The 24,958-nt window shown below is 28.3% G+C and carries 17 protein-coding genes; 13 read left to right on the plus strand and 4 right to left on the minus strand.

From position 1 onward, the window contains the following. Positions 1-126 precede the first annotated feature (126 nt). The 3 genes from AAT22_RS07060 (at position 127) to AAT22_RS07070 (ending at position 6,909) form a co-directional block, all read left to right on the plus strand. Positions 127-1,113, plus strand: a complete 987-nt coding sequence (locus AAT22_RS07060) for a LacI family DNA-binding transcriptional regulator (protein ID WP_047000703.1) — start codon at positions 127-129, stop codon at positions 1,111-1,113. Positions 1,114-1,391: 278 nt separating this feature from the next. Further along, positions 1,392-2,858: a glycoside hydrolase family 32 protein gene (locus tag AAT22_RS07065; RefSeq protein WP_047000704.1), complete on the plus strand. Its 1,467-nt coding sequence runs from the start codon at positions 1,392-1,394 to the stop codon at positions 2,856-2,858. 49 nt (positions 2,859-2,907) lie between these two features. After that, positions 2,908-6,909, plus strand: coding sequence for a hypothetical protein (locus AAT22_RS07070; protein ID WP_047000705.1), 4,002 nt, complete (start codon positions 2,908-2,910; stop codon positions 6,907-6,909). Between the two features lie 97 nt (positions 6,910-7,006). Here AAT22_RS07070 and AAT22_RS07075 read toward each other — a convergent pair whose 3' ends face one another. Next, positions 7,007-8,074: a LacI family DNA-binding transcriptional regulator gene (locus AAT22_RS07075; protein ID WP_047000706.1), complete on the minus strand. Its 1,068-nt coding sequence runs from the start codon at positions 8,072-8,074 to the stop codon at positions 7,007-7,009. Between the two features lie 425 nt (positions 8,075-8,499). On the opposite strand from AAT22_RS07075, the gene AAT22_RS07080 reads away from it, so the two are divergent. The 8 genes from AAT22_RS07080 to AAT22_RS07115 all read left to right on the plus strand — a co-directional run bounded on the left by AAT22_RS07080 (position 8,500) and on the right by AAT22_RS07115 (position 18,824). After that, a complete protein-coding gene (locus AAT22_RS07080) occupies positions 8,500-9,384 on the plus strand; it encodes an ABC transporter permease subunit (protein WP_084820731.1) in 885 nt (294 codons plus the stop codon). 12 nt (positions 9,385-9,396) lie between these two features. Next, a complete protein-coding gene (locus AAT22_RS07085; protein WP_347456919.1) occupies positions 9,397-10,293 on the plus strand; it encodes a carbohydrate ABC transporter permease in 897 nt (298 codons plus the stop codon). A gap of 27 nt (positions 10,294-10,320) precedes the next feature. Then, on the plus strand, positions 10,321-11,913 hold the full coding sequence (locus tag AAT22_RS07090) for an extracellular solute-binding protein (RefSeq protein WP_047000707.1): 1,593 nt from the start codon (positions 10,321-10,323) through the stop codon (positions 11,911-11,913). Positions 11,914-11,987: 74 nt separating this feature from the next. After that, entirely contained in the window at positions 11,988-13,463 is a 1,476-nt protein-coding gene (locus AAT22_RS07095) for a glycoside hydrolase family 32 protein (RefSeq protein ID WP_047000708.1), read from the plus strand. A gap of 77 nt (positions 13,464-13,540) precedes the next feature. Further along, a complete protein-coding gene (locus AAT22_RS07100; protein WP_047000709.1) occupies positions 13,541-14,491 on the plus strand; it encodes a carbohydrate kinase in 951 nt (316 codons plus the stop codon). 485 nt (positions 14,492-14,976) lie between these two features. Then, positions 14,977-16,011: a ribosome small subunit-dependent GTPase A gene (rsgA, locus tag AAT22_RS07105; protein WP_047000710.1), complete on the plus strand. Its 1,035-nt coding sequence runs from the start codon at positions 14,977-14,979 to the stop codon at positions 16,009-16,011. A 1-nt stretch (position 16,012) separates the two neighbouring features. Next, positions 16,013-16,462: a GNAT family N-acetyltransferase gene (locus AAT22_RS07110; RefSeq protein ID WP_016206027.1), complete on the plus strand. Its 450-nt coding sequence runs from the start codon at positions 16,013-16,015 to the stop codon at positions 16,460-16,462. 172 nt (positions 16,463-16,634) lie between these two features. Beyond that, the gene (locus tag AAT22_RS07115; RefSeq protein ID WP_016206026.1) at positions 16,635-18,824 is read left to right on the plus strand and encodes an alpha-galactosidase; all 2,190 of its coding nucleotides are present in this window, start codon (positions 16,635-16,637) and stop codon (positions 18,822-18,824) included. A 72-nt stretch (positions 18,825-18,896) separates the two neighbouring features. Here the strand turns inward: AAT22_RS07115 and AAT22_RS07120 are convergent, their stop codons facing one another. After that, positions 18,897-19,763 (minus strand): AraC family transcriptional regulator, encoded by an 867-nt coding sequence (locus tag AAT22_RS07120; protein ID WP_207642005.1) that lies wholly within the window; start codon positions 19,761-19,763, stop codon positions 18,897-18,899. Between the two features lie 119 nt (positions 19,764-19,882). Continuing rightward, positions 19,883-20,488: a DUF445 family protein gene (locus tag AAT22_RS07125; RefSeq protein WP_047000712.1), complete on the minus strand. Its 606-nt coding sequence runs from the start codon at positions 20,486-20,488 to the stop codon at positions 19,883-19,885. 372 nt (positions 20,489-20,860) lie between these two features. Between AAT22_RS07125 and AAT22_RS07130 the strand changes: the two genes are divergently transcribed. After that, positions 20,861-21,646: a hypothetical protein gene (locus AAT22_RS07130; protein WP_047000713.1), complete on the plus strand. Its 786-nt coding sequence runs from the start codon at positions 20,861-20,863 to the stop codon at positions 21,644-21,646. Between the two features lie 215 nt (positions 21,647-21,861). On the opposite strand, the gene AAT22_RS07135 is transcribed toward AAT22_RS07130, so the two are convergent. Then, a complete protein-coding gene (locus AAT22_RS07135; protein ID WP_047000714.1) occupies positions 21,862-23,526 on the minus strand; it encodes a glutamine--tRNA ligase/YqeY domain fusion protein in 1,665 nt (554 codons plus the stop codon). Between the two features lie 490 nt (positions 23,527-24,016). Between AAT22_RS07135 and AAT22_RS07140 the strand changes: the two genes are divergently transcribed. Next, positions 24,017-24,892 carry a type II CAAX endopeptidase family protein gene (locus AAT22_RS07140; RefSeq protein ID WP_047000715.1) on the plus strand — a complete coding sequence of 292 codons (876 nt, stop codon included), beginning with the start codon at positions 24,017-24,019 and terminating at the stop codon, positions 24,890-24,892. Positions 24,893-24,958: the final 66 nt, after the last annotated feature.

Below are 24,958 nucleotides of genomic sequence, written 5' to 3' on the forward strand. Positions count from 1 at the left end.
TAATGCGACAGCTCCTTTTTTAGAAAATTAAAAATTTAATAGTATAAATATAAATAAATCTTTTCAATATAATTGAAATAATACCTATTTGTATGTATAGTAATTATAGGAAGGAGAGATTACAGTATGAAGCCAACTATAAAGGATGTTGCTAGAGAAGCTGGTGTATCTCTGGGGACAGTGTCTAAGGTTATTAATAATAAATATGTAAAAGAGCTAACGAAGATCAAAGTAGATGAAGCAATTAAAAAATTAAATTATGAGCCTGATATATATGCTAGAGGCCTTAGAAAAAATAAGACTGATACTATTGCAATTATAATACCAACGGTATGGAATCCTTTTATTTCTGAATTTGTATATAAGTCAGAAAAAATATTAAGTCGCATGGGGAAAAAATTGCTGTTATGTAATTCAGATGGAAATTCTAAAAAAGAAGTTGAATATATAAATATGGTTAAACAAAATAAGGTAGATGGTATAATAGCAATTACTTATAGTGATATAGATAAGTATGTTAATACTAATATACCTTTTGTAAGTATAGATAGATTTTTTAGTAAAGAAGTTAATTATGTAATGTCTGATAATTATGAGGGTGGTAAAATTGCCGCAAGATCTTTATTTGAAAGTGGATGTAGAAGTTTAATTTCAGTAGGAGTTAAATCTGATAGAAAAAGCAGTACTATGGATAGAAAAGAAGGATTTATTCACGAATGTAAAAAATTAAATGTAGAATATAAGAGCTTTGAGTTCTGTGATGAGCATAGGAATTTAGGGAGCTTTTTGGAAAAAATAATTATTGAAAATTATATTGAAAATAAGAAAATAGATGGAATATTTGCATGTAATGATATACTTGCACATAGAATAATAGAAAAGTTACATAAGTTTAATATAAATATTCCAGATGATATTCAAATAATAGGATATGATGGGAGTAGAATGAGTGAAGAAATTTCAGAAGGAATATCAACAATAAGACAAAATGTAGATTTATTAGCAAAGGAATCAGTAAAATTACTGTTAAACAACATAAATGGGGATAAGAGTAGTCACAGCATAGTATTACCGGTAGAGTTTATAAGTGGATATACAACTAAAAAAATATAAAATATAAAATATTGACATTGAAAACAATTTCACTTAAAATAAACTTATATTGAAAATGAAACGTTTCATTTTTAATTATACAAAAAATATAGTTAAATAACTTTGAAAAATAAAAATGAAAGGTTTCATTTTAACAAATGATGAATAATAACGAAGAAGGATGAAAGCTTCTTTTGGTTAAGGATATTAACAAGAATAGGTTAGAAGGAGGTGAAAGAGATAGTATAAACTTAATTCTATTTATAAAAAATATTTTTCTATAAGATGGAGGCGATAAAGTGGTTAAAATAGGGTTAAAGTTAATTTCTATATTATTAATGTTTACTTTTACATCATGTAGTAATTCGAATCAAGATAATTTTAAAATATTCCCTACTAGATCAGAAACATGGGTGGGAGATCCTATGCCATATTTTGATGGCGAAAAATTCAATATATTTTATTTGGAAGATTTAAGAGATGGAGATATTGGATTTCATCCATGGAGTTTATTTACAACAAAAAACTTTTATGAGTACGAAGATAAAGGTGTGGTAATACCATACTCTAAAAATACTCAAGATCAAGATTTAGCATTGGGAACTGGTTCTGTAGTTAAAGATAATGATGGATTATATCATGCTTTTTATACAGGACATAATGGTAAGAAAATGCCAAAAGAAGCAGTTATGCATGCAACTAGTAAGGACTTAAATGAATGGACTAAGATTCCAGAGGATACATTCTATGCATCAAGCCAATATGAAGCTGATGATTTTAGAGATCCATATGTAATTTATAATGAAGATTATAATGAATATTGGATGCTAGTAACAACTAGAAAAGATAAGATGGGTGTAATTGCTTTATATACTTCTAATGATTTAAAGGAATGGAAGGATCAAGGAGTTCTATTATCTAACGATATGGGAAGCGACTCAAATATGGAGTGTCCTACATTAATTAAGTATGGTGATTATTGGTACCTTTCCTTCTCAGATCAATGGCCTGATCGTGTTGTTCATTATAGGACAGCAAAAGATTCGAAAGGACCATTTGTAATTCCAGAACAAGATTATTTTGATGGAAATGGATTCTACGCAGGTAGAATGGAAAAGGATTCAGAGAATCTTTACATGTTTGGATGGACACCAACAAAAGAGATGTATATTGATTCGGGAAAATATGACTGGGCTGGAAATCTTGTAGTGCATCAGCTTAAACAAAAGGAAACAGGAGAATTATATCCTGTACCAGTAGAGGATGTAGTAAAGAAGTTTAGTAAAGGAACTAAGTTAAATCCATTAGCACAGACTGAAACTATTGAGAAAGCAAAGAATAAATATAGTTTTTCTGGACAAGATTATGAGGTTTTAACATTCCCAGAAATAAGTGGAATAAATAAGATTACTGGAAAAATCAATTTAAGTTCTCAAAATAGTAAATTTGGCTTTATGTTTAATGTTGATGAAGAAAACATGGGTGATATAAATATTGTTATTGATTCTAAGAAGAATGAAATTCAATTTTATAACCTTTCAACAGAAGATATATTTAATAAAAAGCCACAATCAACAATGCCCCTTGAAGTTAAGGAAGGTGAATCTTTAGAATTTACTTTATTAATAGATGATAGCATTGCTGTTCTTTATGTAAATGATGAAGCTGTATTAAGTTCACGTATGTTTTCTATGCAAGATCAAAAATGGGGAATATTCTCTGTTGATAGCAACATAGAAATTGAAGATTTAAAATTAAGCAAGTAATAGTATTAATGGAATTTAGTATAAAAATAAATTAATAGGGGGATGACTTGTGGAAACAACTATTAATAATGAAGAACTAGAACATAAAGATAAAAAGGAACATTTCAATAAGAGAAAGAAGTTAGTTATAACTAGTATTTTAGCTTGCATACTTCTAATAACTGGAATTATAGTTAAGATCTTTAGTGGATCAAATAAAGTTATGTTACTTGAAAATAGAAGACCTGTTGGAATGATGAAGGCAGTAGTTGAAGATGATGGATTTGTAGATACTCCTGGAAGAGTAAATATGGCCTTTAATGTAGGTGATTTTGGACCTCAAGGAAGTAATGGATGGCTATATAAAAAGGGTGATCCTAGTGATCCTGAAACAGCTACTAAATTAAAATTCATTGAGAAAGAAGAAAAGTATATAGACTATAGCATAAAAGGAATAGAGATAAAAAAAGATTTTATTCATACTGGAGAAGATACAGCACCTATATTAGAGTGGCGTGTTGCACAGGATGGTATAGTCAATGTACAAGCTACCTATGTAAAAAGCGTTAATGGAGACAAAAACCCATCTTTCCCAGATGGAGTAACCTTAAATGTTTATCATGAGGATAAGGTTATAGCAAATAAGAAAGTAGATATAGAAGTTGATAGAGAAAATATTGCTGAAATTGAAATTAAAGATGTAGAAGTTAAAAAAGGTGAAAGTATTTACTTTGTAGTAGATCCTAATAAAAACAATGCTTATGATGGAGGAATACTATATGCAACAATTACTGATCCTAAATTAGCATCTGAAGATATTGGTGTGGACACAACAAGACAAGATAATAATGCAAATAGTATAGATGATTTTGGCAGTCAAGGGAATAATGGTTGGTACTATCAATCTGGAACAACACCAGAAGATGCAAGATATGTGTCAACATTTAAAGAAACAGTTTATTTAGACAATACTACTCCAAGTTTAGAAATACAAAAAGATTTCATTCATCCTGGTGTAAATAGAGGTGCTATATTAAAATGGGTAGCATATCACAACAGTAATATTGACGTAAAGTTAAATTATACTAAGTTTGAGCAACATGATGGAAATCCTAGTTGGCCAGATGGAGTAAAAATAAGAGTATATCACAACAATGATCTGCTTACAGAAGAAATTGTAGATGTATTTGAAAATGGAGACAATGAATATTCATTCAAATTAAAGGATATGAGTATTAAAGAAGGTGAAGAGCTATACTTCGTAGTGCTTTCAAATGAAAATGGAGCTTGGGATGGAGGAAAGCTAGAAGTTAACATTAAAGATAAGTCTGCTATGCAAAATGAGAACAACACAGCTATTCCAAATGATCACCTAAGAACTAACAATGCATCTACTGTGAAGGATTTTGGTGCACAAGGAAATAATGGATGGTTCTATCAATTTGGAGAAGGAGATAATCCTTTTGATGCAGAAAATATAAGAAAATATGAAAAAGATGAAAAGTATTATAATGATAGAGGCCTTGAAATTAAGAAAGATTTCATACAACCAGGGGATAAGGAATCTGCTATTGTTAAGTGGAAGGTAGCTAAAGATGGAAATGTTAAGATTATAGCTAATTATACTAAATTTATAGATAATGATCCTAATCCTTATTGGGCTGATGGTACTAATGTGACATTATATCATAATAATAAAGCTATTAAGAGTAAAAACTTTGAAGCAAATAGAGTTCGTGATATATTTGAAGATATGTCAATTGATAAACTGAATGTTAAAAAAGGAGATTATATAACATTAGTTGTAAACGGTAAGAAGAATAATGCTTATGATGGTGGATCTTATACAGTAACAATAAAGGATTTAGATAATCCATTAGTTGATACTACAATAAAAGACAATAATAGTGGTAAAAACATTGCATCAAATGCAAAAGATTTTGGAGCACAAGGAAATAATGGGTGGTATTATCTTTGTGGAAATACACCAGATAATTTAAGTGTAATTGATGAATATGATGATTCAGATGAAAAATATTTCTCATCATCTGCACCTGGATTAGAAATAAAGAAAGACTTTATACATCCAAGTTTAGAAAATGGAGCAGCCTTACAATGGATTGCAGCTTTAGATGGAAATATTGATATATTAGGTGAATATATTAAATTTAAACATGAGGATTCTAATGTTAATTATCCAGATGGAACTACAATTAAAGTATATATAAATAATAAGATTATATTAGATAAAAAGGTAACTGTAGATAATATAAAGGATAATGTTATTCCATTACTTATGCAAAATATTAAAGTAAATAAAGGGGATAAGGTAAGCTTTATTGTTACTGCTAATGGGAATACTTCTTTTGATGGTGGTAGAATAAATGTTAATATTCAACCTTCTATCAATAACAGTGGGGATAAGGAAGAAAATAATGATGCTGTAAGAAAAAATATAGCAAGTTTAGAGAAGGATTTTGGTATCCAAGACAATAATGGATGGAGTTTTGGATATGGAACAAATAGCGAAGATTTTGCTAAGGTTATAGGGTACAGTGAAGATGAAGGTAAGTATTATCAACCAGGACTAGATGGATTAGAAATAAAGAAAGATTTTGTACAACCAGCTGTAGATAAGGGAGCTATATACAGATGGATTGTTGGTGAAGATGGAAAAATTGACTTAAAGGGTAAATATACAAAGTTTACTCATGCAGATGAAAATGTAAATTGGCCAGATGGAGTAAAATTAACAGTTTATCACAATAATAAGGTATTACAAGAAAATGTTGTATCTGTAAGTACAGATAAAGAAAATATTAGAAATATAGATGTAAAAGCTTTAGATGTAAAAAAAGGTGATAAAATTTACTTTATAATAACAGCCAATAAAAACAATGCCTGGGATGGAGGAAGATTATCAGTAAATATTTATCCAACATTAAATAATGATAATAGTTCTGAAGATAATGAAGAAGATAATAGCGAGATAAGAAAAAATATAGCAAGTTTAGAGAAGGATTTTGGTATCCAAGATAATAATGGATGGAGTTTTGGATATGGAACAAGTAGTAAAGATTTTGCTAAAGCTATAGAATACATCGAAGATGAAGGTAAGTATTGTCAACCAGGACTAGATGGATTAGAAATTAAGAAGGATTTTGTACAACCAGCTGTAGATATGGGAGCTATATATAGATGGATTGTTGGTGAAAATGGAAAGATTGACTTAGCAGGTAATTATACAAAGTTCAAGCATGCAGATGGAAATCCTAATTGGCCAGATGGAGTAAAATTAACAATTTATCATAATGATAAGATCTTAAAAGAAAAAGCTGTATCTGTAAGTAATGAGAATGATATTGTTGAAGATATAGATATAAAAGCTTTAGATGTTAAAAAAGGTGATAAGATTTACTTCATAATAACAGCTAATGAAAACAATGCTTGGGATGGAGGAAGATTATCAGTAGAAATTTATCCAACATTAAACAACGATAATAGTTCTGAAGAAAATAAAGAAGAAAATCAAGATGAAAATAAAGAAGATAGTAACGTTGATAATGAAGAGGTAAGAGAAAATATAGCAAACTTAAAGAAGGATTTTAGTGTACAAGGAAATAACGGATGGAACTTTGGATTTGGAACTAGCTATGAAGATTTTAAACAAGCTATAAGCTATAATGGAGCAGATGGTAAGTATGAGCAACCAGGACTAGGTGGATTAGAAATTAAGAAAGACTTTGTACAGCCAGCTGAAGCTAAGGGAGCTATATATAGATGGATTGTTGGTGAAAATGGAAAGATTGACTTGGCAGGTAACTATACAAAGTTCAAGCATGCAGATGGAAATCCTAATTGGCCAGATGGAGTAAAATTAACAATTTACCATAATGATAAGATCTTAAAAGAAAAAGCTGTATCTGTAAGCAATGAAAATGATATTGTTGAAGATATAGATATAAAAGCTTTAGATGTTAAAAAAAGTGATAAAATTTACTTCATAATAACAGCTAATGAAAATAATGCTTGGGATGGAGGAAGGTTAGAAGTTTCTATTAAGCCAGTTTAGAAATATGTAAATTAATAATATAAAAGGAGCTGCCTTAAAATGATTTAATTCATTTTAAGGCAGCTCTAATTTTATTAAAATATAACTTGTAATAACACTACATATTAACATTTCCAGTAGATCCTCTAAATATAATTGAAGTTTTTACATGCATTGTTCTAAAAGGAATTAGAGGATTTTCTATTCTTGAAAGCAAAAGGTTTGCTGCAAATTTTCCCATTTCATAGCTTGGGATATTAACTGTAGTAAGTTTCGGCTCAATTATCTTTGATTCCGCTGAATCATCGAATCCACATACTAATATGTCATCTGGGACAGATAAGCTAAGTTCTTTTAATACTTTTATTAAATATATAGCAATAAAATCATTAGCGCATATAAAGGCTTGTGGTAAATGTGACATTAAAGATAATTTATCTTTAAGTAGTTTGGATGAGGTAAGAAAGCTTTTATCATTTTCAAGAATTGATTTCTGAAAATCTATATCAATTCCAGAATCAGATAATGCAGCTGAATATCCCTTCCAACGTTCATTAAAACTTGCACAGTGATTAATATCACCGATGAATCCAATATCTGTTATATCATTTTTTAACAGGGTTTTAGTTAGCTTATAAACACTATGATAATTTTCCATTAAAAGAATATCAGCATTAAGTTCTGAATCATCATTATTTACTGATGAATCAATAAATAATGTCGGTAGATTTAAATTGCAAATTAATTTATTGTATTCATGGTTAAACATTTCTATACAAATTATACCATCAACTGATTCTGGATTAAAATTAATAGGCAAACTTAAGGAATCTACATCAGTATCTCTAATCAGATGCATAGATAGTCTAAAGCCTAAATTACTTATTGTTTTCTCGAAACCTGATAAAAGATTAGCACCAAAGTGAGAACTGTTTGGCATGTTGCATGTAAATAGTGCAATTTCCTTATTACCTATAGGGATTTTATTTTCTATAGGAATTTCACTATTTATTAAGGGGTTAAGGTGAGAAAATTGTTTATATCCCATTTCAATTGCTTTTTGAATAACTTTTGTTTTAGTACTTTCAGAAATTGTTCCAGTATTATTAAGTGCTTTTGATACAGTATTTCGAGACAGGTTTAGCATATCTGCTATATCTTGAACTGTAACCTTTTTATTTTGCATTATAAAATACTCCTTTACATTTATTAATAAAACTTTTTTATTAATGTTAATTTAATACTACCATTTTACTATACCAAATTAAAAGAGAAAAGGAAAGAAAAATAGTGTTACAAATGTAAAATAAATTTTGCGCAAAGGTTAAAAATTAAGTTGATAAATGTAACTACATATATTGACAATGTAAAATAAAAATGATAATATTAGATTATAACATTAGAAAATGTTTACAGAAAGAGCGAAAATGTAAAGAAATAAACTGTTTATGTTACAAATGTAAATATGGATATAGAAGGGATGGGATTAAATTGAGAGAGGTAGAAAACCTTTTACCTAGTACAAAGAAAAATTCAAAAAATATTTTAAAAAAAGAACCTTCAAATATTTTAGGGGGAATAAAGGATAAGTTAAATAATAATTTTAAGTATATGAAAAAAAATTATGAATTATATCTTTTTTTCATGCTACCACCTCTGATTTTATTAATTGTGTTTAAGTATGTTCCAATTGGTGGGATATTAATGGCATTTGAGGATTACAATCCTATTGCTGGACTTCTTAATAGTGAGTGGGTAGGTTTAAAACATTTCCAAAGATTTTTAAACTCGCCAGATTTTATGCAGTTACTTATGAATACATTAAAGTTAAGCGTATATGGCTTATTATGGGGATTCCCAATGCCAATTATATTAGCTTTATTATTATCAAGAGTAAAGAGCGAAGGATTAAGAAAAAAGATACAACTAATTTTATATGCTCCAAATTTTATTTCAGTAATAGTAATTTCGGGGATGATAATATTATTCTTATCTCCTGTAGGACCTATTAATAACTTTTTAGGAACTGCAATTAATTTCATGACTAAGCCTGAAGCATTTCGTACTATATATATAGCTAGTGGAATATGGCAAGGAGCAGGATGGGCTTCTATTATTTATACAGCAGCACTTTCTAATTCAAGTAAAGAGTTAACAGAAGCAGCAATTATAGATGGAGCAAATGTTTTTCAACAAATTATATATGTTGACTTACCAGCAATAAAGCCAATAATGGTTATACAATTTATATTATCAGCAGGTAATATCATGAGTATAGGTTTCGAAAAAGCGTTAGCATTACAGACAAGTTTGAATTTGCCAACATCAGAAATTTTATCAACATATGTTTATAAAGTGGGTCTTCAATTAGGGGACTATAGTTTTTCTACTGCAGTAGGACTGTTTAATGCAATAATAAATTTAATTCTATTAATTATTGTGAATACAACTGTTAATAGATTGAATAAGGACGAAGAAGAAGCACAAGGCTTGTAGGAGGTGGATAAAATGATGAAAAAAGAAAAAAGTAGGCTTACAAAATCTGATAAATTTATTATGGGTAGTGGGTACTTTATATTAGCAGTATTTGTGCTTTTAATTATTATACCACTTGCGTATGTACTTATTGCATCTTTCATGGATCCAGTTGAATTAAGTAATAATGGAATAACTCTTGACTTTAGCAAATGGTCTTTAGAGGGATATAGAAGAGTTTTTGAAGATGATATGATTTTAAGAGGGTTCCTTAACTCTATGTTCTATTCAATTACTTTTGCCCTTATTTCAGTTGCAGTTACACTTTTAGCAGCATATCCATTATCAAAAAAAGATTTTGTGGGGAAAAAGTTCTTTAATGCATTATTTATTATAACTATGTTTATAGGTGGAGGTTTAATGCCAACCTATCTTTTAATGGATAAATTAAAGCTTATTAATACAGTGTGGGCAATACTACTTCCAGGGGCAATTAATGTATGGAATATAATGCTTGCTAAAACATATTTCAGAAGTTTACCTAAAGAATTAAGAGAGGCTTCAGCTATAGATGGTGCAAGTGAAATAAAACATTTCTTCAAGATTGTTTTACCAGTTTGTAAACCGATAATTGCAGTATTGCTTCTATATCAATTTGTAGGACAATGGAATAGTTATTTTGATGCTATGATTTATTTAGATGATGCAAGCTTACAACCATTACAACTTGTAATAAGATCAATATTAATTCAAAATACTCCAGCAACTGGAATGATTGCTGATATTCAAAGTACAGCAGCAATGGCTAAGATTGCAGAGTTATTAAAATATTCAACTATAGTAATTTCAAGTTTACCATTATTAATTATGTATCCATTCTTCCAAAAATACTTTGATAAAGGTATCTTAGGCGGATCATTAAAAGGCTAAAAATAAATATAAAGGAGATTAAATATAATGAAAAAATCTATGATTAAAAAAATATTATGTGTCTCATTAGCAACTATAACAACATTATCAATGGTAGCATGTGGCTCTAAGGGCGGAAAGGAGACAAAAGTATATACAGATGTTTCATTTCCATTAGAAGAAACTGCAACTTTAAAAATGTTAACACATGCGCCTGCTATTTCAGAGCAAGATCCAAGTAAAAGACTTATATTCCAAAGGCTAGAAGAAGAAACAAATGTGAATATAGATTGGACATGTTATGTGGATGATCAATTTGCAGATAAAAGAAATTTAGCATTATCTAAGAAAGATACTCTTCCAGATGTTGTTTTTGACTCATACATGAGTACTTATGATTTACTTCGTTACTCAAAGCAAGGAGTTATTATTTCAGTAGAAGATTTAATTAAAGATTATATGCCAAACCTTTCAAAAGTATTAGATGAAAATCCAGAGTATAGAAAAATGATTACAGCTCCAGATGGACATATTTATTCTTTCCCTTGGATAGAAGAATTAGGAACAGGTAAAGAAGCAATTCAATCAGTAGGAAATATTCCATATATAAATAAAAAATGGATTGATGAATTAGGACTTCAAGTACCAACAACTACAGACGAATTAGTTTCAGTATTAAAGGCTTTTAAAGAAAAGAAGCCTGATTCAATTCCAATGTCATTTATTATGAATAATGGAGACCAAGATCCCGGAATCTTACTTGGAGCATTTGGAGAAGGGGATAACGCAGATCATTATCTTGTAACAAATGACAAAAAAGTTATTTATTCAACAGTTCAAGAAGGATATAAAGAAGGAATTAAATGGCTTAATAGCCTTCAAACACAAGGATTATTAGATCTAGAAGCATTTACTCAAGATTGGTCTACTTATGTATCTAAAGGTAAGAATGGAAAATTTGGTATGTTCTTTACTTGGGATGCAGCAAACGTAGTAGAAAATGCAAGTGATTATATTGCTCTTCCAGCATTAGCAGGACCTAATGGAAATGTTAATATTCCAAGATCTAATGGATTTGGTGTTGATGTTGGTAGATGTGTTATAACATCAGCAAACAAAAACTTAGAATTAACAGCAAAATGGATAGATAGATTATATGATCCAGTTCAATCAGTTCAAGACAACTGGGGAACTTATGGTGATGAAAATAATCAAAATGTATTTGAATTAAAAGAAGATGGTAGCTTAAAACACTTAGAATTAAATGGAGCATCTCCTTGGGAAGTTCGTGCAAATCAATTCGTTGCTGGTCCTTTAGCTATCCTTGATGAGTATTATGGAAAATATACAACTATGCCGGATGATGCAAAAGCAAGATTAGATATACTTCATGGAACATATGTAGAAAATATGAAAGCAGAATATAATTATCCATTAGTATTTATGACTTCTGAAGATACTGAACAACTTACTCAATATGAAACTGCTGTAAGATCATTCACAGAACGTAAAAAAGCAGAGTGGATATTAAATGGTGGTATTGATGCAGAGTGGGATGCATATCTTGAAGAAATAGAATCATTAGGATTATCAAAAATGTTAGAAATTAAACAAAAATATTTAGATGAGTATTTTAAATAAAATAATAAATTAATGCATAAGAGACTATAGGTCTCTTATGTATTATATTAGAGAAAAAGGAAGGGTTTAAATAAATGAGGGAAAGAAATGCAGCAATTTTAGAAAAAGCAAAATTATATGAAAATGAATTTATCAAAAGTATTAGCAAAGATGAAAAACCATCATTTCATTTATGTGCGCCTATAGGGTGGATTAATGATCCAAATGGATTTTCTACTTTTAATGATGAATATCATTTATTTTATCAATATTATCCATATGATACAATATGGGGACCTATGCATTGGGGACATAGTAAAACAAAGGATTTTATAAAATGGGAACAACTACCGGTAGCTCTTGCTCCTGATGAAGATTATGATATGGAAGGATGCTTTTCAGGTAGTGCTATAGAAGATGATGGTAAACATATAATTATGTATACTGGGGTTTTAGATAAAACTAATGAAGAGGGAAAGCGTATATTAAGACAAACTCAATGTATTGCAATTGGAGACGGAATAAATTATGAAAAATTAGATTGCAATCCAGTTATAACAAATGAAATGTTACCAGAAGGAAGTAGTTTAGAAGATTTTAGAGATCCTAAGATATGGAAAGATGGGAATGAATTTTATACTGTAGTTGCAAGTAGGAGTAAAGATGGTAGTGGACAAATTCTTATGTATAAATCAAGGGATTTAAGAAATTGGGAATATGTTACTATTGTTGATAAGAGTGAAAATAAGATAGGACGTATGTGGGAATGTCCAGATTTCTTTAAATTAGATGAAAATTATATTCTTGTAATTTCACCACAAGAGGTTAAGGCTGATAAAAATGGTTTCCATAATGGAAATAATACAGCATATATAATTGGGAAATATGATAAAAATAATAATAACTTTACTAGAGAAAAGTATAGTGTTATAGATTATGGATTAGATTTTTATGCACCTCAAACTTTTGAAGCAAAAGATGGAAGACGTATAATGGTAGGATGGATGCATTCTTGGGAGAATAGAATTGTACCACATGATTTTAAATGGTGTGGAATGATGACTATACCTAGAGAGCTTACAATTAAAGGTGGTTTTTTAATTCAAAATCCAATTAGAGAAATTGAAAATTATTATAAGAATACTGTTGAATATAATGATTTATCAATTGAAAAAGAAATATCTTTAGAGGGAATTAATGGTAGGGCAATAGATATTACATTAGATATTGATGCAAGTAAATCTGAAGAATTCCAAATTAAAGTAGCAAAAAATGAAGAATATGAAACATTAATAAGCTATAACCCAAGAAAGAGTATAGTTACATTTGATAGAAGTTACTCTGGAAAATATGGGGATACACTTCATAGAAGAGATATTAGTGTAAAAGAAAATGATGGTAAAATAAAATTAAGATTAATTATAGATAAGTATTCTGTAGAGATTTTTATTAATGATGGAGAACATGTAATGACATCTACATTCTATACACCTTTAAGTGCCACAGATATTACTTTTTCATCACAAGGATTAACTTTAGCTAATATAAAAAAACATGATATTATTGTGTAAAAAATAAATTGTTCTTACAATTATATACTATGTAATAATTAAGATAAATAAGCTTATAGGAAATGAGGATGTATGGTATGAAAAGAGTTATTTGTACAGGAGAAGCGTTAATAGATTTTGTATCTATAGATTTAGGAAGTTCATTAAAAGAAACAAATGGATTTGTGAAAAAGGCAGGTGGAGCTCCTGCAAATGTTGCTGCAGCTATATCAAAACTAGGTGCAGAAGCATATTTCTTTGGAACAGTTGGTAACGATGCCTTTGGTAGCTTTTTAGAAGATACTTTTAAAAATAATAATATAATGACTGATTTTATGTATAAGCTAGAAAATCATAATACAACTTTTGCATTCGTATCATTAATGGAGGATGGTGAAAGGGATTTTGAATTCGTTAGAGATGCCGATTCTTTTCTATCATATAATATGATTAAAGATGATTTGGATAAATTTGATTTATTTCACTTTGGAAGTGCCACTGCTTTCCTAGATGGGGAATTAAAAGGCACCTATTATAAGTTAAAGGAATATGCATTGAAAAATAACAAGATAATATCATTTGATGCTAATTATAGAGATAATTTATTTAATGATAAAAAGGATGAATTTATTAAATGTTGTATTGATTTTATTAAAGATAGCTATATAGTTAAATTGAGTGACGAAGAAGCCTTGTTAATTAGTGGTAAAAATACTATTAAAGAAGCATCAGATTTTATTTTAAATTTAGGATGTAAGAATTTGATAGTTACATTAGGTAAAGAGGGTGCAATGTTAACAACATTTGAAAAACAAGTGCTAGTACCAACTAAAAAAATGAAAATGAAGGATTCCACAGGTGCTGGGGATGCATTTATGGGAGCAGTACTTGCACAAGTATTAAATTCACCAGAAAAGGATATGGAAGAAATAATTAGATGTGCTAATATAGTTGGTGGAATAACTACTACAAAGGTTGGCGCTTTAGAATCTATACCAACATGGGATGAAGTTGAGAACTATTTGAAAGATATTAATAAATTTGAATAAATATTAATATTGATAAATTTGAATAATATTCTTATATACATAGGGGAAAATATATATTTTCCTCTTTTTTCTGTGCTCAGAGTAGGTTCGTACTAGTGGGTGAAAGTCTGATTTGTGGCTCAGAAAACTTATAGCTATATTTTTAATAAAAAACTCCTTTTAAAGATAAAAAGAAATCTGGCAACTGCCTTTGATTATCAGAAGGAGGACATTCATAATAAATAATGTAAATGAACTTTAAATAAATATAGAAGTAGAAATATAAAGTTAGAATTATTTACAAATAATTGTATGAAAAAAGTTAATATTGTTATATTATAATTATAGTGGTTACATACAAATTTAACCATTAATTATCTGAAAGGATGTGATGTTTTATGATGGATTTAGTAAGAATCAATAAAAACTATATTGTTGTTAATGGGAAGGTGACTACAGTATAGCAATAAATATCCTTCCCAATATGTTTAATTTCGGGAGGAAAAATGAATAATAAAAACTTACTAGAATTAGGATTAAATGAAGGATACATTAAGGAAGCAAGTAGTTACAATGAAAGCTTTTATTTAGGAAGAGTATCAGTACAATATAAGGATATTTATAGGATTGTTACTGAAGAGGGAGAAGTGCTTGCAAGGGTATCTGGTAAATTATCATATTCTTCAAATAGTACTTTTGATTATCCTGTAGTGGGTGATTGGGTATTATTAGACAGAACGGATAATAAGAATGGTGATGCTATAATTCATAAAGTGTTAACTAGAAAAAGTTGTTTTTCAAGAAAGATAGCTGGCAATAGATATGATGTGCAAATTGTTGCAGCAAATATTGATTATATATTTATCTGCATGGCATTAAATAATGATTTTAATATTAATAGACTTGAAAGATATATAGCTGTGGCTTGGGATAGCATGGCAATACCAGTTATAGTATTAACTAAGTCGGATTTATATGAAGATATAGATGAAAGACTAAGAGAAGTTAAAGAAGTTGCTATAGGAATAGATATACTAGTAACTTCAAGTTTAAATGGAAATGGATATGAAAAAGTTAAGGAATATATTAAATCTGGAACAACAATAGCCTTTATTGGTTCGTCTGGAGTAGGTAAATCTACACTAATTAATAAGCTATTGAATGAAGAGGTTTTAAAAACTAACTCAATTAGTGAAAATGATAAAGGAAGACATACAACCACCCATAGAGAGTTATTTTTATTGGAGGATGGTGGAGTAATAATTGATACTCCTGGAATGAGGGAGCTTGGATTAATTTCTGCTGATGTTGATAAATCCTTTAGTAATATTGAAGAGTTAGAAAAGCAATGTAAGTTTTCAGATTGTACTCATAAGAATGAACCTAAATGTGCAATAAGAGAAGCCGTTGAAAATGGTGAATTAGAAATAGATAGATTAGAAAGATATAAAAAGCTTAAAAGAGAAGAAGCCTATAATTTATCAAAAGCTAAGAGCCAAGAAAGACATAGGATTAAAAGTTCTATGAAGGGGAAGAGATAAAATGAGTATATATTTAAAAGATATTGATAAGAGTAATTTAGTGGAATGTACCCTATTAACTACTAATAAAGATGGTAAGCACTATGTTTTTGAAGAATTCGTTGCTTCAAATGCTTTTTCCATTGCACAATCAAAGGTTCAAAATGGTTGGATTGTGAAAGCAATATATGATGATGATTTAATGATTGGCTTTACAATGTATGGATATTGCTATGAATATTCCTTTTATGAAATATGTAGGTTTATGATAGATCATAGATATCAAGGAAAAGGATATGGAAAACTTGCCTTAGGTAAAATAATTGAGGAAATGAAGAAACTTGAGGATTGTAAGGATATATATATTTCCTTTAATCCAAAGAACAATATAGCAAGAAAGCTTTATGAAAGTTTTGGATTTAAGGATACAGGAAAAGTTCTAGAAGATGAACTATTATTCAAATTAGAATAGTAAAAAAGAGCTGTGGCAAACAGCTCTTTTCTTATATTAAATAAAATAATCTTAATAAAAATAACATTAGGACATAAAGTTATAACAAATAGTCATGTTAATAAAATCTATCACAAATTATAATATTCTTAAGTATTAAAGGTATAAAAATATATTTATGATGGAGGATAATATGGGAATTAGATTTAATAAAGAAAATAAACTATTTAATATTGAATCAAAAAATACAAGCTATGTATTAAGAGTTTTAGAAACTGGACATATAGTTCATTTATATTGGGGAAGAAAAATTAATTCAAATAAAATAGATTATATAATTAAAAAAAGACAGTGTGGAAGTTTTTTAGCTGACTTAGATAATATAGATAATTTACATTTAGAAGCAATACCACAGGAGTACCCAAGCTATGGGAATGCAGATTTACGCTCACCAGCAGTTCAAATAAAGTTGTCAAATGGAACAACTGTAACAGATTTTAGATATGATAGTCATAAAATATTTAAAGGGAAGAAAAAACTTAATGGACTACCAGCAACCTATGTAGAAAATGATAATGAAGCAGAAACTCTAGAAATAACCTTAAAGGATGAGCTGGCAAGGCTTAGAGTAATATTATCCTATACTATTTTTGAAGAATATAATGCAATAGCAAGATCTTGTAAAATAATAAATGATAGCGATGAAGAAGTTGATATATTAAGAGTTTTAAGTGCTAATGTTGACTTTAATAACAGTGAATTTGATTTTATACATTTATCAGGAGCATGGGCAAGAGAGCGGCATATAATAAGAACCCCATTAAGGTCTGGAGGACAATGTGTAGAAAGTAGAAGAGGGGCAAGCAGCCATGCTCAAAATCCATTTATGGCATTAGTTAGCCACAATGCTAATGAAGATTATGGAGATGTTTATGGATTCAATTTAATTTATAGTGGAAACTTTTTAGCAAATGTTGAAGTTGATATGCATAATAATTCAAGAGCACAAATTGGTATAAATCCCTTTGATTTTACTTGGAATTTGGAAGCAAGAGAAGAGTTTCAAACCCCTGAAGCCGTATTAGTATATTCACCTAATGGACTAACTGGAATGTCTCATATATATCATGATTTATATAGAGAAAGATTATCTAGAGGAATATATAAAGATAAGGAAAGACCAATACTTATAAATAATTGGGAAGCAACATATTTTGATTTTAATAATGAAAAAATTAAAGAGCTAGCAAATGAGTCCAGTAAACTTGGAATAGAATTATTTGTATTAGATGATGGATGGTTTGGAAAAAGAAATAGTGATGAGTCTTCACTTGGAGATTGGTTTGTTAACGAAGAGAAAATAAAAGGTGGATTAAATTTATTAGCATCAGAAATAAATGAAATGGGAATGAGGTTTGGTTTATGGTTTGAGCCAGAAATGATTTCACCTAATAGTAAATTGTATGAGGAACATCCAGATTGGTGTATTCATATAGAAGGAAGAACACGCTCACAAGCAAGAAATCAGCTTATATTAGATTTGTCTAGAAAAGAGGTTTGTGATGCAGTAATAAAAATGCTTACAAATATATTAAAATCAGCACCAATATCTTATGTTAAATGGGATATGAATAGAAATATGAGTGAAATAGGATCTCCTGCATGGCCAGCTAAAAAGCAAAAAGAAGTTGTGCATAGATATATGTTAGGATTATATAGAATATTAGAAAATATAACTTCAGATTTTCCTAATATTTTATATGAAAGCTGCTCTGGTGGAGGTGGAAGATTTGATGGCGGAATGTTGTATTATATGCCACAAGCTTGGACAAGTGATGATACTGATGCTATTGAAAGATTAAAGATTCAAGAAGGCACATCATTAGTTTATCCACCTAGTTCTATGGGAAGTCATGTTTCAGCAGTTCCAAACCATCAGGTGGGAAGAATAACTCCACTTAATACAAGAGGGGTAGTAGCTATGGCTGGTAGCTTTGGTTACGAATTAGATATAACAAAAATGAGTAATGAAGAAAAAGAAGAAGTGAAAGCTCAAGTTGAGTTTTATAAAAATATAAGAGCTATTGTTCAATATGGAGATTTATATAGGCTAAAGAGTTCATCTAATAGTAATGAAGTAGCATGGATGAATTTATCCAAAGATAAAAATAAAGTTGTAGTTAGTTATGTAAAAAAGTATGGAGAAGCAAATGTACTTCCAAGGAGATTAAAGCTTAAAGCACTAGAGGAAAATTCATTATATAAACTTAATGAAACTGGAGAAGTATTTGGCGGAGATGAACTTATGTATATAGGACTTGAAATTGGAGAATTATTTAATGATTACCAAGCTAAAATTTGGACATTAAGTAAAATAAGCTAAATATAAAAGAAATTTAAAAAGAGAGAAAATCAGATAAAGTGAGTTTCTCTCTTTTATATAATAAATATTTAATTATGTTCTTAATAAAAGCTTATTTGCAGAAATACCTTTATTTAATCTATACTCTTTTGGACTAACTCCTTTTACCTTTTTAAAGGCTTTTGAAAAGGCTAGTGGATCATTATATCCACAGGAAAAAGCAATATTACCAATGGGTAAATCTGTATTATATAAAAGTTCTGAAGCTTTAGTTATTCTAAACTCCATTAAAAACTTTTGGGGAGACATATTTAAATGTTTTTGAAAAATAGATGTTAAATAACTTCTATTTAAGCATACATAGTCAGCAAGATCAGTTACCTTAATTTGTGAATGATAATTGTTTTGAATAAACTCTACTGCATTATTTATATATGTATTATAAGAATGATTTTTATCATTAAGCAATATACTTTTATTATCTTCTGCTAATTTGGAAAAAAACAGATATAAAAGCCCTTCTATTTTAAAAGAATCAGCAGGGGTACTTCTATGGTGCTTTAGCATTTCCATAACATATTCTTTAAGTTCATCATTTTCACTAGATTTAAAAATTACATTGTTTTTATCTAGACCTACTGATTTTAAGTAAGCTTCAACCTTGTTACCATCAATTCCTATCCATAAATAAGTCCAAGGGTTTTCCTGATCAGCTTGGTAAAAAGTAACGATATTAGGGCTTATTAAAAAACCTTCATTTTTATTAACTGTAAATTTATTATTATCCACATAATAATAACCTTTTCCTTCTAGTACATAATGTAATAAATAATTAGGTCTAACAGCAGGACCAAAGGAATGTAAAGGCACACACTTTTCTAAGCCACAATAGCAAAGATACATATCATTAAAGTCTCTAATACTATTTTCTAAAAAGTAAGCTTCTAATATAAAAATCACCTCAATCTAACATAAGAACATATTAATTACTATTTTAAATGACTATCTTATACAATTCAATATAGATAAGAATATATATAAGATATTATTAGTTAAGTGTAAATAATAATATATTTTTCTTAAAGGAAAATAACTAAAATTCCTTGAAGTACTCCAATAATAGCACCTAATATAAGACCTAAAATTTCAATATGCTTAAGCTCTTTTTTGGCAACCTTGATTATGATATCCTCTAATTTTTCTAAGTCCAATTGATTAATTTTTTCTTCAATGATTTCTTGAATATTAACATTTTCTTTAGCTTTACTTAATAAATCAATGCTAATTTCATTAATTGCATCAGGAACTTCTTTATTTAAAATTTCATCTATATAAGGTGTAGCCATCATTCTAAATGGCATAGGAATAATATTAAGCTTTTCATTTATTATACTTTTCACTTTATTTGTTATATGTGAATTAAAGCTTTCTCCATTAGAGTTAGTATTCAATGCTTGATTTAATATATCATCTATTGAAAGTAATTCATTAGAAATAACTTCACCAATATTAGAAGCAATTTCATTTTTCCTTTTAGGAATTAAGCCTAATATTTCAATATTTAAGATAGGAATCTTAATAGGGTTAATAGGCCTAAACATAAGTTTTATAGCTAATATATTAGTTATCCATCCAATAAGACCACCAACAATTGTTAATATTAATATAGTTATAAAATTATTCATAAGTACCTCCGTATATCTTAAGTTTAATGATTATGTATATAAAATACATAGAATATTTTATAACCAAAAAAGAAATATTTCAATATAAAATTTGACCGATTGGTATAAAGTTTTATAATATAACTTCTATTTTAGAGCTTTATAGAAACGCTCTACTTGATAATTATTATTATTTTCCAAAAGGTCATATTATTTACATTATTATGGAATATAATTCCATAATAATGTATAATTAAAACATAGATTAATACGCAATTGTATTATTATTAATTAAAAGTTAATAAAAAAGTTTATCAATTTTTATATATTTTTGTAAAATTTAATTGATATCAAAAAATTAAATATATAGGTTTATGATATATAGGAGGTTATATGAAAAGTTTAAAATTAAAAATAGGGTTGTTATTAAGTTTTATTATAATTGGAGTTATTTTATTTATTAATTTTTATAAACCTTATGATAAAGAAAAAGAACTTTATAAGGTTTTAAAGGGAAAGAACTTTACTTACTATAGTTATACTAAAGATAATATAAAGAAAATTAAAGATTTAAATAAATATATTAATTCAATATATGATGACTTTGAAAAAAATATGGGTGTAGATATAGATAGTAAAATAGATGTTATGATTTATAAAACATCTAGTGACTTAACATCAGCTATAGATTTTGGATCATATAAAAGCTTAGAACCTTTAGGTGCAGCAAATGGAGTAGGAATATATATAGTAGAAATTCAGAATGGTTCTGATATCAAGGAGACATTTAGGCATGAATTAATTCACAAGTTAACATCTGCTAGAAATGTTTCTATGGATAATGCAGCTTATGAATGGTTATCTGAGGGAATAGCATATTATAATACATATTTTGATAATAATATATATTATAGAACTAATAATGCTTTAAGAGTGGCAGCATTAACAAATAATCTTCCAGACTTAAGTAAAATATTAAAGAATTCAAGTTCTGTAACTGATGAATGGGGATATCAAGCATATAGAGCTATAGTTGATTTCGTTATTAGTAAGTATGGGAATGATAAATTATTAGAAATAATAGATAATGTTGGAGTAAAAAATATAAATGAAATTTTAAATTTGTCAGAAGAAGAATTTATTGAAGAGTGGAAAAATTTCATGATTGAAAATTATTAATTTTTATGGGAGATATCATATTTATATCTCCTGGGATTATATTATAAATATATATTTTTATATAATTATTAAACTATTACGAATTAAAAGTGGATAAGTTTATTTATAATTTTTATACTATATATTACCAACATTGGTTTAAAATAGAAACTATAAAAAAGAGAGCTACAACAGCAGCTCTCTAAAATTTTATAATTCTTTCATTCTTTAATTATTTAATTATTAATTTTGAATGAGCTCTTAAGTGAAACTATTCTGTTAAATACAAGCTTATCATCAGTAGTGTATTTAGGATCTACATTGAAGAAACCATTTCGTACCAATTGAAATTTATCTTGTGGTTTAGCTATATTAGCAGTAGTATTTTCAATATATCCCTCTAAAACTTCTAATGAGTTAGGATTTATTTGTTCTAAGAAATGCTTACCTTCATTTTCAGGAGCATCATCTAATATTAATGGTTCATAAAGTCTAAATTCAGCAGGCTTTGCAGTTTTTGCATCTACCCAGTGGATAGTTCCTTTAACTTTTCTTCCAGTAAATCCAGAGCCACTCTTAGTTTCAGGATCATAAGTACAATGTAACTCTATAACATTACCATTTTCATCTTTTATTACATCGTTACACTTAATGAAGTAAGCACCAATTAATCTTACTTCATTACCTGGAAATAGTCTAAAGTACTTTTTAACGGGTACTTCCATAAAGTCTTCTTGCTCTACATAGATTTCTCTTGAGAATGGAACTTCTCTTGTACCAGCTGCTTCATTTTTTGCATTGTTTGGAACTGGTAGCATTTCACTTTGACATTCTGGATAGTTAGTTATAACAACCTTCAATGGTCTTAAGATTGCCATAGCAGCATTAGCCTTAGGTTGTAAATCTTCTCTTATAAAATACTCAAGCATTTGAGAATCTACAAGAGAATTTGCTTTAGAAACTCCAATTGCCGTGCAGAAGTTTCTAATGGCTTCAGGAGTATAGCCCTTCCTTCTTAAACCAGACACTGTAGGCATTCTTGGATCATCCCAACCATCAACTATATTTTCGTCTACTAGTTGTTTAAGCTTTCTTTTACTCATAACAGTATTAGTCATGTTAAGTCTAGCAAACTCTATTTGTCTTGGAGTGCTTTCCATTTCACATTCTCTTACAAACCAATCATAAAGAGGTCTATGATCTTCAAATTCCAAAGTACAAATTGAGTGAGTTATTCCTTCTATTGCATCTTCAAGTGGATGAGCAAAATCATACATAGGATATATGCACCAATTATCACCAGTGTTGTGATGAACAGCATGTGCGATTCTATATATAATAGGATCTCTCATATTTATGTTAGGAGAAGTCATATCTATTTTAGCTCTTAATACTTTTTCTCCATCCTTAAATTCACCTTTTTTCATTCTTTCTAATAAATCAAGATTTTCTTCAACTGATCTATTTCTATAAGGACTTTCTTTGCCAGGTTCAGTTAAAGTTCCTCTATATTGTCTTATTTCTTCTGGTGTTAAATCACAAACATAAGCTAATCCTTTTTTTATTAGAAGTTTTGCCTTATCATACATTATATCAAAGTAGTTTGAAGCAAAATAAATATTATCCCAATTACCACCAAGCCACTTAACATCTTCTTTAATAGAGTCAACATATTCGGTATCTTCTTTAGTTGGATTCGTATCATCAAATCTTAAATTGAATTTTCCATTAAATTCTTTTGCAAGACCTGAATTTAAAACTATTGACTTAGCATGACCAATATGTAAATATCCATTTGGTTCAGGTGGAAAACGAGTTATAATCTCATTATGTTTTTTACTTTCTAAGTCTTCAATTATTATATTTCTTATAAAGTTAGATGAGTTAATTTCATTTGACATATGCATACCTCTCCTGTACAAATTTATCTTTTTATTACCTTATATATTAGTTATATACTATTTTTTACTTTTAAATCATATTTTTATATATTTATGACTAGTCTTAAATCGCAAAGCAATTTCCTGGTGCACAGTTAACAGTTTTTTGAATAAAGTAACAGGTAGTAGGTAACAGGTTATAAATTTAAATTTAGTAGTGAAAACGAAAATTAAAGATTTTTTACTCTGTAAAATTAAATTCTCTCGTCCTTGTTACTTGTTCCATTCCACCGATTATAATCAGAAACTGTGAACTGAAATAAATAGTATCTTAGTTTTACTTTTAATTTTAAACTAAGGGAGAGAAAAAATAAAGAGAAAGTATGGTAAAATAGAGTTTTTTATGTAAAAGGCTGATTTTTTATAAATATATGGATAAATATTACAGTATGGTATATAATTAGAATTAATAAAATTTAATGAAAAATAATACTAGAAGGTAGGGGGAGAAATGAAGGGAAAATTTAAAAGTTTTTTTGGGGCTGCAGGATATTTATTATTAGCGTTTTTGATTCAAGTAATAGTTTCAGTAGTGGTAGGAGGTACTATAGGAGTTATTTACACAATTAATAATATAAATGAAATCACCGCAAATGGTCCTAATATAGAAGACATGACTAATAGTATCCTAGGTTTAACAAACTATATACTTTTTGCTTCATCTATAATAACAGTACTTACATTTTTACTGATTTATAAAGTAAGAAAGAAAAGTACTAAAAAAGAACTACAAATAGTTAAAACAAAAAATATAAATCTTATTATTGCAGGAGTTCTTGGAGTATGTGTATGGCTATTTAATTCTGGAGTATTAAGTTTAATAGAAGAAGCAGGATTGCTTACAAAATATTTCGATGTCATGAATCAAATACTTTCACCACTAGCGGAAGGAAGTATAATTATTTCAATAATAACAGTAGGAATAGTTGCTCCATTTGCAGAAGAGTTCTTATTTAGAGGTGTAATATATAAAACGTTAAATAAAAATATATCTATCACTTGGACAATAATCATACAAGCGGTATTATTCGGTTTATTTCATGGAAACTTAATTCAAGGCTCTTATGCAACATTGTTAGGATTGATTTTTGGATATGTGACATATAAAACAAAATCATTATGGCCAGCAATAATAATGCATATGGTTAATAATACTATAGCAACGATACTACCTATGTTTTTATCGGAATCTATTATGGTAACAGGTACTTTTATAGGTTTTATGATATTTGGAATCATAGGAATTGTAATATCACTTTTATTAATTAAGAAAAAAAATAATGATGATGAAAGTGAAGAGTTTAGCTTTATTAACTATAATAATTAAAAATTAATATTTAGGAACTGTATAATGCTTTATTAAAATAAGTAATTATACAGTTCCTATTCTTTT

Source organism: Clostridium sp. C8, from assembly GCF_001010885.1.
Classification (GTDB): domain Bacteria; phylum Bacillota; class Clostridia; order Clostridiales; family Clostridiaceae; genus Clostridium; species Clostridium sartagoforme.

Coding starts and splice junctions, on each gene's coding strand:
- AAT22_RS07060 (WP_047000703.1), top strand. CDS start 127: ATGAAGCCAACTATAAAGGATGTTGCTAGAGAAGCTGGTGTATCTCTG.
- AAT22_RS07075 (WP_047000706.1), bottom strand. CDS start 8,074: ATGCAAAATAAAAAGGTTACAGTTCAAGATATAGCAGATATGCTAAAC.
- AAT22_RS07080 (WP_084820731.1), top strand. CDS start 8,500: ATGAAAAAAAATTATGAATTATATCTTTTTTTCATGCTACCACCTCTG.
- AAT22_RS07085 (WP_347456919.1), top strand. CDS start 9,397: ATGATGAAAAAAGAAAAAAGTAGGCTTACAAAATCTGATAAATTTATT.
- AAT22_RS07090 (WP_047000707.1), top strand. CDS start 10,321: ATGAAAAAATCTATGATTAAAAAAATATTATGTGTCTCATTAGCAACT.
- AAT22_RS07095 (WP_047000708.1), top strand. CDS start 11,988: ATGAGGGAAAGAAATGCAGCAATTTTAGAAAAAGCAAAATTATATGAA.
- AAT22_RS07100 (WP_047000709.1), top strand. CDS start 13,541: ATGAAAAGAGTTATTTGTACAGGAGAAGCGTTAATAGATTTTGTATCT.
- rsgA (WP_047000710.1), top strand. CDS start 14,977: ATGAATAATAAAAACTTACTAGAATTAGGATTAAATGAAGGATACATT.
- AAT22_RS07110 (WP_016206027.1), top strand. CDS start 16,013: ATGAGTATATATTTAAAAGATATTGATAAGAGTAATTTAGTGGAATGT.
- AAT22_RS07115 (WP_016206026.1), top strand. CDS start 16,635: ATGGGAATTAGATTTAATAAAGAAAATAAACTATTTAATATTGAATCA.
- AAT22_RS07125 (WP_047000712.1), bottom strand. CDS start 20,488: ATGAATAATTTTATAACTATATTAATATTAACAATTGTTGGTGGTCTT.
- AAT22_RS07130 (WP_047000713.1), top strand. CDS start 20,861: ATGAAAAGTTTAAAATTAAAAATAGGGTTGTTATTAAGTTTTATTATA.
- AAT22_RS07135 (WP_047000714.1), bottom strand. CDS start 23,526: ATGTCAAATGAAATTAACTCATCTAACTTTATAAGAAATATAATAATT.
- AAT22_RS07140 (WP_047000715.1), top strand. CDS start 24,017: ATGAAGGGAAAATTTAAAAGTTTTTTTGGGGCTGCAGGATATTTATTA.